The sequence below is a fragment of the Wukongibacter baidiensis genome (genome assembly GCF_050888315.1).
GTDB lineage: Bacteria > Bacillota > Clostridia > Peptostreptococcales > Caminicellaceae > Wukongibacter > Wukongibacter baidiensis.
Genome location: NZ_CP138202.1, coordinates 5889623 through 5905195, shown reverse-complemented (window position 1 = coordinate 5905195; position 15573 = coordinate 5889623). Strand labels below are relative to the sequence as shown.

The 15573-nt window shown below is 33.2% G+C and carries 17 protein-coding genes and 1 riboswitch; of the genes, 7 read left to right on the top strand and 10 right to left on the bottom strand.

All coding sequences use genetic code 11. The annotated features are described in order from the left end of the window. Nucleotides 1–209: 209 nt before the first annotated feature. Nucleotides 210–1088 (bottom strand): GNAT family N-acetyltransferase, encoded by an 879-nt coding sequence (locus R9X47_RS27020; protein ID WP_432664161.1) that lies wholly within the window; start codon nucleotides 1086–1088, stop codon nucleotides 210–212. Nucleotides 1089–1346: 258 nt separating this feature from the next. Here R9X47_RS27020 and R9X47_RS27015 point away from each other — a divergent pair, with 258 nt between their 5' ends. Then, nucleotides 1347–1760 carry a RidA family protein gene (locus R9X47_RS27015; protein ID WP_432664160.1) on the top strand — a complete coding sequence of 138 codons (414 nt, stop codon included), beginning with the start codon at nucleotides 1347–1349 and terminating at the stop codon, nucleotides 1758–1760. Nucleotides 1761–1943: 183 nt separating this feature from the next. On the opposite strand, the gene R9X47_RS27010 is transcribed toward R9X47_RS27015, so the two are convergent. Next, nucleotides 1944–3155, bottom strand: coding sequence for a YARHG domain-containing protein (locus R9X47_RS27010; RefSeq protein ID WP_432664159.1), 1212 nt, complete (start codon nucleotides 3153–3155; stop codon nucleotides 1944–1946). A gap of 213 nt (nucleotides 3156–3368) precedes the next feature. Between R9X47_RS27010 and R9X47_RS27005 the strand changes: the two genes are divergently transcribed. Then, nucleotides 3369–3716, top strand: coding sequence for a DUF805 domain-containing protein (locus tag R9X47_RS27005; protein ID WP_432664158.1), 348 nt, complete (start codon nucleotides 3369–3371; stop codon nucleotides 3714–3716). 116 nt (nucleotides 3717–3832) lie between these two features. On the opposite strand, the gene R9X47_RS27000 is transcribed toward R9X47_RS27005, so the two are convergent. Together R9X47_RS27000 and R9X47_RS26995 are read right to left on the bottom strand one after the other, a co-directional pair. Beyond that, nucleotides 3833–4759, bottom strand: coding sequence for a hypothetical protein (locus tag R9X47_RS27000; RefSeq protein ID WP_432664157.1), 927 nt, complete (start codon nucleotides 4757–4759; stop codon nucleotides 3833–3835). A 248-nt stretch (nucleotides 4760–5007) separates the two neighbouring features. Further along, nucleotides 5008–5448: an NUDIX domain-containing protein gene (locus tag R9X47_RS26995; RefSeq protein ID WP_432664156.1), complete on the bottom strand. Its 441-nt coding sequence runs from the start codon at nucleotides 5446–5448 to the stop codon at nucleotides 5008–5010. Between the two features lie 289 nt (nucleotides 5449–5737). Between R9X47_RS26995 and R9X47_RS26990 the strand changes: the two genes are divergently transcribed. The 4 genes from R9X47_RS26990 (at nucleotide 5738) to R9X47_RS26975 (ending at nucleotide 8471) form a co-directional block, all read left to right on the top strand. Then, nucleotides 5738–6169: a MarR family winged helix-turn-helix transcriptional regulator gene (locus tag R9X47_RS26990; RefSeq protein WP_432664155.1), complete on the top strand. Its 432-nt coding sequence runs from the start codon at nucleotides 5738–5740 to the stop codon at nucleotides 6167–6169. Between the two features lie 508 nt (nucleotides 6170–6677). Further along, entirely contained in the window at nucleotides 6678–7046 is a 369-nt protein-coding gene (locus R9X47_RS26985; RefSeq protein ID WP_432664154.1) for a GntR family transcriptional regulator, read from the top strand. A gap of 1 nt (nucleotide 7047) precedes the next feature. Further along, nucleotides 7048–7749: an ATP-binding cassette domain-containing protein gene (locus tag R9X47_RS26980; protein ID WP_432664153.1), complete on the top strand. Its 702-nt coding sequence runs from the start codon at nucleotides 7048–7050 to the stop codon at nucleotides 7747–7749. Continuing rightward, a complete protein-coding gene (locus tag R9X47_RS26975) occupies nucleotides 7746–8471 on the top strand; it encodes a hypothetical protein (protein ID WP_432664152.1) in 726 nt (241 codons plus the stop codon). The genes R9X47_RS26980 and R9X47_RS26975 overlap by 4 nt, the downstream gene beginning before the upstream one ends. An 81-nt stretch (nucleotides 8472–8552) precedes the next feature. Here the strand turns inward: R9X47_RS26975 and R9X47_RS26970 are convergent, their stop codons facing one another. From R9X47_RS26970 to R9X47_RS26960, 3 genes are all read right to left on the bottom strand, one after another. Then, entirely contained in the window at nucleotides 8553–9281 is a 729-nt protein-coding gene (locus R9X47_RS26970) for a DUF3221 domain-containing protein (protein ID WP_432664151.1), read from the bottom strand. 123 nt (nucleotides 9282–9404) lie between these two features. Continuing rightward, a complete protein-coding gene (locus tag R9X47_RS26965; protein WP_432664150.1) occupies nucleotides 9405–10082 on the bottom strand; it encodes a YczE/YyaS/YitT family protein in 678 nt (225 codons plus the stop codon). A gap of 235 nt (nucleotides 10083–10317) precedes the next feature. Next, a complete protein-coding gene (locus R9X47_RS26960; RefSeq protein WP_432664149.1) occupies nucleotides 10318–10638 on the bottom strand; it encodes a hypothetical protein in 321 nt (106 codons plus the stop codon). 179 nt (nucleotides 10639–10817) lie between these two features. Between R9X47_RS26960 and R9X47_RS26955 the strand changes: the two genes are divergently transcribed. Beyond that, on the top strand, nucleotides 10818–12182 hold the full coding sequence (locus R9X47_RS26955) for an MATE family efflux transporter (protein WP_432664148.1): 1365 nt from the start codon (nucleotides 10818–10820) through the stop codon (nucleotides 12180–12182). Between the two features lie 185 nt (nucleotides 12183–12367). On the opposite strand, the gene R9X47_RS26950 is transcribed toward R9X47_RS26955, so the two are convergent. From R9X47_RS26950 to R9X47_RS26940, 3 genes are all read right to left on the bottom strand, one after another. After that, the gene (locus tag R9X47_RS26950; RefSeq protein WP_432664147.1) at nucleotides 12368–12631 is read right to left on the bottom strand and encodes a hypothetical protein; all 264 of its coding nucleotides are present in this window, start codon (nucleotides 12629–12631) and stop codon (nucleotides 12368–12370) included. A 349-nt stretch (nucleotides 12632–12980) separates the two neighbouring features. Continuing rightward, nucleotides 12981–13069, bottom strand: a riboswitch (cyclic di-GMP riboswitch). A 272-nt stretch (nucleotides 13070–13341) separates the two neighbouring features. Then, nucleotides 13342–14667, bottom strand: coding sequence for an extracellular solute-binding protein (locus tag R9X47_RS26945; protein ID WP_432664146.1), 1326 nt, complete (start codon nucleotides 14665–14667; stop codon nucleotides 13342–13344). A gap of 24 nt (nucleotides 14668–14691) precedes the next feature. Further along, the gene (locus tag R9X47_RS26940; RefSeq protein ID WP_432664145.1) at nucleotides 14692–15555 is read right to left on the bottom strand and encodes an ROK family protein; all 864 of its coding nucleotides are present in this window, start codon (nucleotides 15553–15555) and stop codon (nucleotides 14692–14694) included. Between the last annotated feature and the right edge of the window lie 18 nt (nucleotides 15556–15573).

Below are 15573 nucleotides of genomic sequence, written 5' to 3'. Positions count from 1 at the left end.
ACTATTTTTTTGTGAGTAAAAGGTTCCTTTGCCCATTTGCTTTTATCAGTTTTCTTATATATATGTAACTAAGTTAGACTCAATAGTTAAGGTCACAACCATGAGCAAAATGGGTATTGGAAAAGATAGAAAGAAAGGGTGGTTTCGCCGATATCTCAGCAAAAACCGCCCTTAAGAATAATATGTTTACAATTTATAAGCTAATTTATTTAAAAAAGAAAATCAGATTTTTTTAATATCATAGGTGTAACTGAATCACCATAAAATTCTACGGAATCGCCAATGATTTTTCCACCTATTCGCTGAATTATTTTTACTGTTACATCCCTTGCATCAAGGTATATTTCGTTTCCACCATTTGCAAAAATTTCTTTAATGGAATTAAGTATCAACTTTTTTCCTATACCCATTTTCCGAAATTCTTTATCAACTGCAATCCTACCAAGATGATAATCGCTATTTTCAATCCAACACGCTACAACGCCAACAACATCCTCTCCTATTCTTATACACCACCACATAGGAGTTAATTCCTTAGAAATAGGAATTAGTTCCTTAGGTATGTTTTGATCCCCATTAAAAGTCTCTAAAACTAGATTCATTGCCTTCTTATAATAGTTTTGCTTTAGCTCTTCAAATATTAACTTTGAGTCGCATTCTAAAATACTCTTTCTTAGTGCCAGTATTCTAAATGCTTTCAATGCATTAACTAATTCTGAAGAGGAGTCATTATGATCAATACTCAAAATATCTTCAATAAAATTCTCTGCTTGATATTCTGCATTTTTAATTGCATCTAGCCCCGTAGAAGTTATACTTACACTCTTCATCCTTTTATCACTTTGAAGTTTTTCCGATGCAACATAATTTTTAGTTACCAAGTTATTTATCGTTCTGCTTAAAGATGCTTTATCACAACCTAACTGTAATAAAAGCTCATTAAAAGAAGTTTCGCCATTTGCTACTAAATAGTTCAATATATGTGCCTGTACTAAAGTCATACCTGAATTAAGACTATTTCGGTTCAACAATCCTAATTCTCTAACAATTATGCGAAGTTCTTTTCTAATTTGGTTAGCTCTGTTCATATTATCCCCCTACAGAAAACGTTGATATTATCAACTATATTTTATATTATATTTTTTTCATAAGCAATACTTATTTTATCAATCGTTATTTTTAGGGTGGCAGTAGATTTTAAACTTTTTTTTAAATAACTAGGGAAATCACAAAATAATTCTTCTCATAGTCACCTTTCTTTTGACATTAAAAAGACGGTAACATTATACAATTGAATCAGCGCTGGTTATTAAACTTACTATTTAAGGTTAATGGAGGTAGATACAATGAAAAAGAAGATTTTTTATACTAAAAAGGCCGTTCCACCAACTCCTAGTTATTCTCAAGCTGTCATTCATAACGGAATTGCATATATTTCCGGGCAGTTGAGCCTTGATCTTGATGGAAATGTAGTACATGGTTCTGTTGCAGAACAGACACATGTTATCTTAAAGAATGTAAAGATATTGGTTGAAGAGATGGGAGCTACATTAGATGATGTCTTAATGACACAATTCTTTTTAGCATCGGATGATATTTTTCCTGAAATGGATGCAGTATATAGAGAATATTTTCCTAAAAACCCACCTGCAAGGGTATCAACAATAAGTAAAAAGATATATTGTGATTTAGCTCTAGAAATGTGTGCTACGGTAGCCATTGACGAAGAGAAGATACCTGCTGAGAATATTATAGGATAACGGCTTTTGGAGATAATTTAATTAAACATGTTAGGAGTAAAAATTCAGAGCAGAGAAGTTGAATGTATCAATCTAATTCAGCTTCTCTGCCCTATCTTTTTTATTAAGGTCTCATCGTATATTACATTTTCTTATAAAATTCACTAATCTTTATTGGATTGTTTTATACCAAGAGTTTTACATCTAATCCGCATAACATAGCCCAATAAAGAATTCTCTAGCATTTAAATTTGATCCCTTTATTTCGTCGAAGCTTTCAATGGCAAACCACCCTTTTTTACCATCCTTTGTTCTAATCAAGCACCATTCTTTATTGTCGGTGCCTGCTAAGTTTACTACTGTTCCTTCCTTAATTGTAAAAGAATCTGAGTTACTATCTCTACTTACATATAGTTTTAATGGTTTCTTTAGAAAAACAGAATAGTTGGTGTCCAATACGTCTTGTTCTATTTCAATAATCTTATGGTCTAAATCCAATTTGTACAATCTCTCAAACCACCAAGTGTGTAATATCTCTGCTCTAGAGATTGCACTAAACACGCCCTTACCACTTATTTTTATGCCACAATCATATAGACCCTCTGTACTTCCCATATTCTGTGTCTTTTTACCATCATAATAGAAAAATTCGGATATAGGGTCACCACTTGGACCATCATCGCTAATAACTATCTCCTTTATATTGTCTGTTTTGTCTATGTCGGCTATAGCAAATGAGTCAAAAAAGTTGCTTCCCTCTAGCTTTATTTCTTGTTCGTTAACGAAAAGTATACAGGCATTACCGTAGGATGCATCTTCACCATTAGTCTTATATAGTATCTTTTCTTCTATTCCATCACCATTTAGATCTGCATTTACTTCTTTGCCCCTAGGAAATATATCTATATTACGTATTTCTTCAGATACAGTTATTTTATTGGCTTCGTAGGGCTCATTCAAACTTTCAAAGTAGGATATTAGTTTTATATTATACATTTCTATAGAAGTTAATTCCGCTGTTTTAAAATCTTCCCTTGGGTTATACCATTCTTTTTTGCTAAAATACTTTGAGAACCTTTCAGCTTTAAATATGTATCCTCTTCTGGCATAGATTTCATTTCTAGCTAACTCTAGTTTTTCAGATTCAATATTATATATATCTTCTTGAGTCAGCTTTACTTTATCACTTTGAGGAAAGAAATAGTCATTTGTGTGCTCAACGGTAGTTCCTTCAGGTATTGCTTCCTTTTCCTTTGTTTCGGTATTACCCTTCTCTGAGTTTTGGGTATTATCGATATTAACTTCTGTTTTGGTATCGGTATTGGGTGACTCAGTCCCTGAGCTTTTTTTATCTGTACTACACCCAGTAATGGCTATTATTGTTAGTAGTAAAATTAAAAGTAATCTTTGCATCATAACCCCTCCATATCTAGCCAGTCCTATAATAGTATTTAATTCTCCATCTTTATTTTATAATTTCTCTCTCGAATTACATATTATTCTATACACTCTCTTTTCTCTCCTTCAAGATTTTACAAGATTTGGTATAATTCATCATAAGTCTTCCATAATATGGCGAATTATGTTATAATATTCAAGTCTCTAATTTTTAGAAAAGGTGGTGATAACATGGATATTAAGAGATATTTTTCCTTTGAAGGCCGTATAAATCGTGCAAGGTATTTTTTAATCCCATTGCTAGTAGGAATTGTAGCTATACCTCTAAGGCTTACAGCTATATATACAGAAAGTATGCTACTTGTTATGGTGAATTTTTTGGTTAGCCTTGTGATTTTTGCTCTTCAACTATGTGTTACAATTCAACGATTACATGATATTGAACGCCCTGGAATTCATTATTTGTTTCTTCTAATTCCTCTTTACAATATCTATTTTGCTCTTGTCCTATTGTTTAAAAAAGGAACAGATGGGCCGAACGAATATGGTGAAGATCCTCTAGGATTAAGCTATGAATAAAATGGACTCAAAATAACTAATTTCTACGATTATTGAAATGTTTATGCGGTTTGGTCAGTACTAGCCAAACCGCATAAATTTTGAACTCATAAGCTTCAAAAACCTCAATAGCACTTCTAATCCTTTTTCAAGTACGGTTTAAAGAATTGCTTATATTCTTGATTTTTTGCTTCGTTTATGTATTTTCTTGCTACATAGTCACTTGCATCGGCACTCATAAACTGCAAAATAGCAGCGACAGTCCCATAATCTCCTGTTCTATCAACATAGCTCCTTACAGTTTTATCAATGCCTTCTGTGCTCATATATTGACGAATGCTATAAATACAATTGAATTTATTAGTTTTGTCGATATAACTCTTAACTACAGTATCAATTTTCCCCTTACTCATATGAGGCAAATAAACCATTATACTGTATATATCTCCTGTTTTTGCCATCTTTTCACTAGCTAAGGCATCATAGTCCGACTGTGTTTTTGGCTTATTAGAACCATTTTTAGTAGAGCCATCCTTATTTATGTATGGCAAAGCCGCCTCTGCCTGCTTGTAGTTACCGGTTTTTTTAATATATAAATCAACCACCTCTTCTACACCCCCGGAGGTCATAGAAGGAAATAGATCCTCGACGTAGCTCCAATTTCCTGTCTTTTGCATGATTTCTAAAGCCTTTTTGTCTGTTTCATTCCTTGTAGTATCACTATTAGTCCTATTTGGGATTTGCTCTATCACTGGACTGACGTTGTTAGTTGTCCCAAAGGATTCTGTTAAAATATTGATTGATCCATCTAAGCTATTCGGCTCCACTTTATAGCCTAGATACTTCAGTATTTCCTCAAGGGGCATATACATTTTTGCCTTATCCTCGCCGTCCTTGACAACAGCAACAATAGGGTCTTTCAGAGGAATAATAGATCTATTAAAGTACACCTTAACATCCTCATATTTAGCTGATTTAATTCCTCCAGATGCAAATACAGTTGTAATACCAATTGCTCCGATTGTCAGACCACATACAAAACTCTTTACACTAAAATTCTTCATTCTTTATCCCCCCATAAACCTGATATCTTATTTTTCTTATTCAGTATATGTACCCACATTGATTCCTTAAAGGTGTAACTTACAATACTATGCTACATCTGTAAGTAATTCAAGTCAATACTAAAATTTCCAAATAATAACTCATAGCTATCATACCCCTCATTCCTGTAAGATTTCTCTTCAATAAAAAAATCTACAGCCATTTGCACAAAGTAATAGCTGTAGATCTTATATTATTCACTGCGTTATTATAGAATATCCTGTATTATTTCTAGCGGCAATCTTTTTTCATTTCTTACATCTTCAATAATTTTTCTTATAAATTGAGGATTTCTTAGTTCACTATCCTTTAGATTTTCTATTTCATCTAAAGTAAGCCATTTTGCATTAATTATTTCAGTCCCATCATATTGGATGTCTCCACCTATTATCTCTCCAATGAAATTCACTATTACTACTTGGTTTCTAAACTCACTAGTAAAGTTATATATCCCAGTTAAATCTGTAACTCTAATATCGAACCCAGTTTCTTCTCTTACTTCTCTTATTGCTCCATCTACTATTTTTTCACTCATCTCTAATCTACCAGAAGGTATACTCCACTTTCCATAAATCTCTTCTTTTCCTTCTTGTATCATAACTATTTTATCTTCATTCATCAATACTGCGCTAACTACTAGTACAACCACTAAAACCCCTCCAAGCTTTTTAACAAATCATTATTTTATGCTATAGTCTCTACGGCCTAAACTTATCATTCCCAAATAGTTCGTTCATAACAAATTTCACCTTTATTCATATATCAATATATTTCTTCCAATAACTATTATACTCTATTTAGCTTCATATTTTAGATATACCACTAAATTCTTACTTCAAACTTATTTTCATAGCAATGAAGTTTAGACTAAGTTGACATATTTGATAAAGAATTATACTATAATAATTAAATCAATGAATATGAAAGTGTGGTTGAATATGGCGAATAAAGATTTAATTATTAATTCAGATATCGATTTAGATCAGAAAGTATTAGGATTGCTTATGTGTACTGCGCAGGAACAAACTGCAAAGATGATACGTAGTATTAGACATATGAACTTGTCATTGACACAGGTACAGATTCTCCATGTATTATCAAACTCACCTTCAGGACAACTAACGGTTAATCAAATAAAAAGTTTTATGGTAGATGAGAGCCCAAATGTTTCTAGATCTTTAAATAAGTTGATGGAAAATGGATACATTCTCAAGGAAAGAAGCAGTGAAGATCAGCGAGTTGTATATATAACCGTAACCGATGAAGGTAGACAGGCTCATAGAGATGCTGATAAAGAGCTAGTGAAAGTATCTCTTGATTTATCTGATGAAGAATTGAAAACACTATATGAAATACTAAAGAAAATATAAGCTATATTTATCGTATAAAAGTTTTACTAGAACTATCACCTACTAACCTGAGGATAATGGACTTTTTCCATTATCTTCAGGTTTATTTATACCCTTTAATCCTATCTCTTTTCTCATCATCGATCCTATTTTCTTTTTTGCTTATCTCTGTTAGTTTCAGCACACCGTATTTCACTAACCTTTTAATAATCGAGGAAATTGCATAATTTTAACTTGGCACAATTTCATATGCGAATATCATCCTTAATTTACTCATTCAAAATAGAGTATATTTTGGTGGTATGGCTCTAGGGCTTTTAAGACTATATATAGTTGTAAGTTTTTAAGGATTGTAATTATGCAATTTGCTCAATTAGCTCATATCTTTTATTTTCCAGTAATTAATCCCTTTGGAAATACTGTATTACAAAATTGAAGTTAACAATATAGAAAAAATGCATTGACTTAATTGTATGAGTGTATTATTATAATAATACACTCATACATAAGAAAGGAGAGTGAATAATAAATGGGCTGGAGCTTTAATTCAAATGAACCTATATATCTACAGATTGTTAAGGAAATCATTGCCCGTATAGTTAACGGTATACTAGTACCGGGACAGCGTTTACAGTCAACCCGTGATCTAGCAGTGGATGCCGGTGTCAACTTAAATACGGCTCAGCGTGCCTATTCCGAACTTGAAAAGCGACAGGTCTTAATGACCAAACGTGGAAAAGGAAGGTTTGTAGTAGATGATTCCGAGTTACTTAATAGGCTAAAAAAAGAAATTGTGGATAAGGAAGTAAGTGTATTTGCTGAGAGAGTGAAATCCCTAGGAATCAGTTTTGAAAATGTGTCGGAAATACTAAAAAAGCATATGACGGAGGTGGAATAGAGTGAAAAGCGTTTTAGAGATTAAAGGTTTAGAGTTTTCATATAATCGTAATAAGAAGGTAATATCTAATTTAGATTTAACTATAGATCCCTGCAGCGTAACGGCTTTAGTAGGCCCTAACGGCGTTGGAAAGAGTACTCTGCTTAAATTAGCTGCTGGTCTTTTAACAAACTATACTGGCTCTATAGGCATTCAAGGATATACTCCTGGAACAAAGAATGGATTATCTCTGATTTCCTACATACCAGACAGTCTATTTTTACCAAAGGATTTGACAGCTAAGTTGTTACTAGATATGCATTCTAATGTCTTTCCTAATTTCAGCAGAGATAAGGCTTCTGAAATCTTAGGTCAGCTAGATGTCCCCTTTGATAAATCTATAAAGACTTTTTCAAAGGGTATGACTGCTAAATTACAAATTGCCATTGCTATGTCAAAGGAGTCGGCAATATACCTCTTAGATGAGCCCTTCGGTGGAATTGATCCTTTGGCAAGGGATGAGGTTATGAAAATGATTATAAAAAATTATTCAGATGAAGGAGCAGTTCTTATTTCTACCCATGAGATTACAGATACGGAATCACTATATGATAGAGTAGTTTTCTTGAAAAATGGTGTCATAGAAAGGGATGAAGATATAGAAGAAGCTCGTATGAAGGGTCTTTCCCTAAAGGATATATATATGGAGGTGTTTTCTAAATGATAGGTTATTTTAAAGCCATGTTCTCTGCCAGAAGGCGTGTAGGTGGAATTTTAAGTGCAGCTGTTTTACTTTCAGGATTTTTGTATGCCTTTTCACTGCATCTGGGTAAATATTTATATATCTATGTCAATGCTAATTGGTTGGATTCCGACCATATTCTAATATCGGTATTAAATTTCAACTATATGTTTAAAAATATCATTCCATACGTACTGTTGATGTTGGGAGCAGGGTTGATATCCTATGTGTTATTACGTAGAAGAGTTGAAAGTTTTGGAGTAGAGGCACCATTTTGGGAATCTATACCTATAAAACCTGTTAACAAGATTCTTGTAAGACTTCTATTCGATGGACTTTGGGCATCAGCGTTAATTTTAGTTATGTTAATAATACAATTCGCATGTGAAAGTATGTTTAATATGACTGATAGATGGTCAATCAATATGGTACTCGGGATGTGGATAGAATTGTCCTTTAGCTCCTTTTGGGTATTGTTAATGACGGATGTTCTACAACATTTATTTAAAAGGATACCTTCTGACCTTCTAGCGATATCTTTAATTGTTCCTATAGCATGGACTATATACGCTCTATATGCAGGGTTAGTAGGAGTTAAATTGAGCCTACTTCCAGGAAGTTTCCTTCTTAGTGGTTTAATGTTAATTTTGTTTGCTATACAATATAAGATTATCTCACGCCCATATAAGCATCAAATTCACTAATTCAATGTCAGTTAATAATAGAAAAGAGGTGTTTCAGAAATTCGTTATTCTGAAACACCTCTTTTTAAAGTAACAATCTAATTATTTATCGTTTTTTTCAATTGTTTCTGTTTCTATATCAGCTTCTATGTCATGTTCTAGTTGAATTTCTGTAGCTGTAATATCTGTTATTCCATCTTCTACATATTTAGCGCGAACAGTAATTTCCTGACCTGCTTGTAATTTATCTAATGTTGTAAATACATAGACTGTGTCTTCATTTAATGTTACTTTATACTCTATATTATTCTCATCATTTAGAGTCAGAGTTGATTTTGATGCATCTACTTCTTTTATAACACCACTTTTAAAGATACCGTGTTTTTGAGGATCATACTCCTCACTATCACTTACCATTTTAGCTACATTCACATAAACTGCACTGGCTGTAGCCTGCATCGGATATGATTCAGCTATTTCTCCAGTAGAAATGATTTCTACATGGTTACCAACTTCAAAATCACGACTTACATCACGATATCCTATTGCAATATCTTCTGATAATCCTTCAAAAAAGTTTGTTTCATCGGTAATACTAACCCAGACTTGCCCTTTAACCGTATTTCCTTGAGAATCTATCAAAATATATTTCCCATCTTCTTTTACTTCAAGTACTTTTCCTGTTATATCAGCTGCTTTAAGCTTTGCACTGCTTATTACTGCTTCATCCTTTACGTTACCACTTGTATCTGTTGCCTCTGGAGTAGAACAACCTACCATGGCTGTCATTGACATTGCAATAATTAAACCAGAAACTAAAAATCTTTTCATTTTGAGCACCTCTTTCATATTCTTTAAAGTCTTTATGTTGATATCAACTTTATAGAGTTCCACTTAAATCTCTATATGTATACTTAGACGGTGCTTCAAGAAAAAAGTTCCGTAGTTGCATTTTTATTTATCTACTTCTTCTTTTTCACTTACTTTTATATAGTCCGAAAGCTTTCTTTGGTTAGTCTTTTTCGGATTAAAATTTTTCCACTTAAATATCTTATCTAGTATATAACCTCCGCAGAAGGTTACTATCACAGTTCCAGCTCCAACAGTTCCACCAAGCAAAAATCCTATTAATAAAACTGTTATCTCAATTGCGGGCTTTACATAGCGTACGCTTATTCCAGTGATTTTTATAACACCGACCATAAGCCCATCCCTAGGACCAGCACCTAGTTCAAACTTCAAGTAGGAGTAAATTCCATAACTAAAAATAGTAAGTCCTAAAAATAATGCTCCAATCTTTAAGATACTATTTTCAGGAACTATAGTAAGCTTGTATTTATCAATAAAGTCGACAAATAAACCAATAAAGTACATATTTAATATTGTTCCGATTCCCGGGTATATTTTTAAGGATAAAGAAAAAAGGATTATTCCAAGTCCTACTAGTTGCGAAGCCTTACCATAGTCTATTCCTGTTTTAACTGCAATCCCTAAATTCAAAGTTGCCCAAGAGCTCATTCCTATACCTATGTTTTTCATTTGAGCTATTCCATAAGCACAGATGACAAAGGATAATAGTAGTCCAGGTATTTTTTTTATATCTTCAAGAAGAAGCCCTTTGTTTATAGTCATTTCCATACCCCTTTTCAAGTTTTATGCATAATCTAGGCATAATAAATATATCATAATAGCTTGAATTTAGTCTACAAATATTTTAGGGGGTGTCTCATAATGGCGAATTTCTGCGTTATTTGAAATATTCACCGACTTGGCACGTACGTTAGTACTAGCCAAACCGTTGAAATTTCAAAACCTTGAACTTCACTCATTCTGAAACACCCCGTGGGCTGAACTCAGCAACCCTTTCTTAAAACCGCTCTATTCTATTCTGTATACCTTGGATAGGCACTGGTTTTATTTCAATCAATGTTTCTATAGGACTTTGTATACTCCCATGTTTTTCACGACTGATTTCAATATCTATTTCTTCAAGTATATCTAATTGATCAACTACTTCGTTTAATGCTTTTTCCTCCAATGACTTAACCTTTTCTAATTTAGTTTTGGTTTCCTCTTCTATTTCATATAATTCTCTCAATGTATTTTCTGCATCTCTTATCTTTATTAACTGCCTTAATCTCTTGACTTCTAATAGTAATAACTTAATATTTTCTTGTTTATGTGACAATTTGCTACCTCCTAGATTTTTCTATACCTTAGAGTTTAACCACTAGAACCACTAAGTATTCTATATATAATGAATTTGTATATCTAAAATTTCATATGCCAGAGTCGATTTAAAAGTTGTAACTACTCATAATACATGGTATACTTTGTTCTTATATAGTTTATTTTGTAGGAGGTCATATGAGACGTATTGTTGCAAGATTTTTTGAAAAAGACAGAGTTTATATTTTGAAGCGGATTTCATCTTTAGCCATTCCCTCAATGATAGAAATGCTTTTAACTACTTTAGTTGGTATCGCCGATACAGTGATGATTGGAAGGTATCTGGAAGCTGCTGGTATCTCAGCTATGTCCCTTGCTAACCAGATAATCTTTCCTATAATCTTTATATTTTCAGCCTTCAATGCTGGAACCACAGCCATAGTTGCTAGGCATATAGGTGCACGGGAATATAATGAAGCCAACGAGGGAGCAGGACAATCTCTATTACTAAATACCTTTGTTGGAATCTTCTTAGTTTCAATAATGGTTATTTTTCATGAAAAATTCATAAGATTATTTCCGGCAAATAGCAATGTAATAAACCTTGGAATTGATTATTTAAGGATAGTTATATATAGTCAATTTTTTATGCTTATTACATTCTCTATATCAAGTGCATTAAGAGGTGCAGGTGATACTAAAACTCCCATGTATGTTAATGGTGCTGTAAATCTACTTAACATATTAGGTAACTGGCTTCTAATTTATGGTGTAGGTATATTTCCTGAAATGGGTATAGCAGGTGCAGCACTATCAACTACATTGTCTAGAGCTTTAGGTGCCATTTTTTTATTGATAATAACCTTTGGTGGTAAAAGAAAAATCAGACTAAGAGTTCATGATTTAAGACTTAAGATCAAAATGGTTAATAGAATTGCTAGAATAGGCTGGTCTGCTGCTGTAGAACAGTTTTTTATGCAAACTTCGTTTATAGCCTTAAATTTTATTATAGTTTCCCTAGGAGAAGTAAGTCATGCAATCTTTAACATGATAATAAGAATAGAGTCTATTTCTTTCATGCCTGCCTTTGGTATTTCTATAGCAGCCACTACACTAGTTGGTCAAAATTTAGGAGCCAAAGAAGAAGAAATGGCTGTTAAGAGTGGAAATATGGCAGCATTATTAGGATCACTCATGGGATTATCTTTAGGAATGATATTTTTTACCTTTCCTAGAGCGTTGGTTAGTATATTCGTTAGTGATATAACTACTATAAATACAGCTATTATTCCAATGAGAATAGCCGCAGTACAACAATGTGTACTAGCCGCTATGATTATCTATTCTGCAGCCCTGAGGGGCGCTGGTGATACAAAGATGGTAATGTATATAACCATCTTTAGAGTCTGGGGAATATTTGTCCCACTAACATACCTTTTAGTTAAGTTTACTAACTTAGGAATCATCGGGGTATTTATTACTTCTAATCTGGCATTTTTGATTCCTGCAATACTATTTTATTATAGATTCAAGTCAAGAAAGTGGATTAACATCGAGGTCTAGCAAAAAAGCCAAAGACTCAAAGGTTTGGGTTCCCTTTGAGTCTTTGGCTTTTTTATATGTTATGGGGGAGGAATTATCTAAATCATATAGCATAAAACTTATTTGAAGCTCTTAAGCCGATGGCAAAAGTAAATCTCTTTGCTGTTGCTTCGACCTAATATCCCTATGTATTATTGCCAATATTATTATACTTCACATGCAGTAAATATATTAAGCAAATCCCTATTCAAAGTAAGGAGCTTAAGGGCTTTTACTTGTAGGGGCATCGAATTTGATGATGCAGGCTCATGATCTTTAGCATCAAAAATCAAAGTATATTTTCTAAGATCAATTTTCTCGATATGTTTTTCTAGACTATCGAAAAGTTCTGATAAATCTTCATTTTTAAATGTTCCTGAAATAGTTACTTTCAACTCCATCTTCTCTGAATCAATATCTATTTTATACATTTCTGTACCTCCATTTCTTTTTTGTGAAAGTCACAGATCTATAACTAGGATATTATACTCTTTTCCGGAAACCATTTTACTAACATAGACACAATAGGGTTAGAGACTCCATATTGCTTTTTGAAAAAATAGTATCTTATTGTTAGTAAGCTTCTTGACAATTTGATACTTTTCTAGATAAACCCTATTTGAACAAAGTCTTTTATAAATATTCTCACGGTTGACTTTGTTGAAACACATCACGGAAATTATACCTATCTACAGCCTAAAAGGGTTTATAATTTCCTATGTGTTATAAAAAAAGCAACTACATTATAATGTAGTTGCCTATCTGTCATAAGTAAAGTATTCAGGCAACCTGGCAATCGTAGGAATAATCCTTCCCTTAGACCCATAGCTTTGCGACCCTGCCTTTCGACAAGTGTGCCATTTGCTAAATTTTGTATTTTATACTATTTCATGTTATATTATATCATATTCTGTAGTTCTATGCAATTGCAACAGTTAATTTCTTTATATATTTAAAGCAATATGTATAATTTTGGAGTATAACACTATGTATATGGTATTCGGGTCAGTATCCTACTAATTTAAGGTTAGTTCATGAGTTTCCTCTTATTTCTTCTTTAACGAATATAAACTTATACGTGTATTTTCTTAGAAACATAAAAATAGCAGAGCACAATGGCTCCACTATCTTAATTCTAGTTCTAGTTGTTCCAATAATCATCCAATATTTTTTGTACCTCTTCAACTGCTATATCAAGCGATTCTCTAGGATCCATTCCTTCAATTAAAACTCTATCTATTGCATCGATAAGTGCTTTTCTGTCTGCACTTTCGTCTACATAGAAGTATGCTGTTGAATTAGGTAACTGCTTTATAAATGGTGCTATATTTTTATTTGACAATAACTCTTCATTCTCAGCAAACTCAACTCTAGCTCCTATTTCACCAATTTCTTCTGTCCACCTCTTCATTACTTCCGCTGAACTTAGGTACTGAAGGAATTTAACAGATGCCTCTAATTTTTTATCCGTTGCATTTTTTGTAATTCCATTTGTCCAGAATGAACCAGCCGTTAACTGCTTTCCATTAAGTGAAGGTATTTCGGTAACTCCCCAGTTTAAACCTTCAGCTTTCTTAGCTAAGGTACCAAGCCTGTAGGAACCGTCGATATGGAATGCTGCCTTCCCACTTAAGAATGCTGTAACGTCATCCGTCATAAAATCTGGTTCCCCAACTTTTCTTTTAGTAGCCATATCCATCAAGTATTCGAATGCTTTATAACCGTTTTCTGAACCATTCCATTGAACCTTTCTGTTATCCTGAGAAAGTGGTGATTGCCCAAATAATTCAAGTAACAATGGTCTAAATACATGATGAAGCTGTCCTTCTGGATGGAAGGTTAGTCCTTCCTGAACATACTCACCGTTTTCTCTTATTGTTAATTTTTCTGCCATATCTAAAAGCTTATCAAAATCGGTTGGTATATTTTCTGAATCAAAGCCACCCTTAGCTACTAAATCCTTGTTCCAGAATAATGCTAGAGTTCTTACAGCTATAGGTATTGTGTAGTACTTATTATCAATCTTATTTATGCTTACCATTTTTGCAAAATCATTTTCAATCATGTCATGAGAAAATACATCTTGAGGTAGTTCTTGAAGTACACCGGACTTTACATACTTAGGAACCCAACCATAATAGAGGTTTATAATATCTGGGCCTGTGTTTGTTGCAATAGCTGCTGCTACCTTTTGTTGATAAGAATCATACGGGAAATGTTTATGAACAACCTTTATACCTGGGTTCTTAGCTTCAAATTCTGCAATTAATTCATCCATTAGTTTTATCTTTGTCTCATAGAAGTATTGCCAGTATTCGATCTCTACAACTTCTTTTTCATTAGCTTGCTCATTAGTTTCCACTTCACTTCCTGCACTTTGCTCATTAGTGCTCTTGCTTCCACATCCTACAAATAGACTAGATACCATCATTAATACTAAAAGTAATGAAATTATTTTTTTAGACATATTTGTTTCTCCCCCTCATTCTCTTTATAATAATGTACTGCCTATCGCCCCACCATATTGGCCGGTCTTACTGATTTCAATAATTCTCGGATAAGGGCATATTTTCTCTACCCTATCCTTAAGAGCTTTCGTTAATAGGCTTCCCGCTTTTGACATCCCACCTCCTATTATAATTTTCTCCGGCGACAACAAGCAGATGATATTATTTATGCCTAGGCCAATATAGTCAAAGGCATTTTCAACAATTAATTTAGCGCTTTTCTCTCCCCTCGCATAAAGCTCTATGATCTCCTTAGCCGTCTTTTTCTCTCCAAAGTCTTCAAAATATCTACTCTCTATTCCTAATGGAGAAGCTATTTTTTCAAAATAGCCAAATTGTAAGTTTGAGTTTTGACTATTGTATGCTTCTTTATCAAGTGTGAAATAACCAATTTCACCGGCAAGATTTTGATATCCTCTGTATATTTCTCGAGATATTATAACCGATGATCCTATGCCTGTACCTAAGGTAATCATCACAAAGTTATTATTATTCTTACATGCCCCTATTTCAAGCTCAGCAAGGGCCCAGCAGTTCACATCATTATCTAGCTCCACAGTAATGTCATATCTGCTGTTTATTATCTCTTTAATATTAACGTCACTACAATTTAGTGCAGGTGAATCAATAATGATTCCATTGTTATGATCTACTGTTCCAGGTATACCAATACCTATTTTACTTATATTATTCTCCGCCTTTTGTAGGCACAGATCTATTATTTCAAATACATTTTTCATGTAGTCATCGGTTTTTATCAAATCACTATGAATGAGTTCTCTTTTACTATTCATAAGAACATATTTTATATTTGTACCACCAATATCAATTCCTACTGAACATCCCATTGTATCCCCCCCATCGAA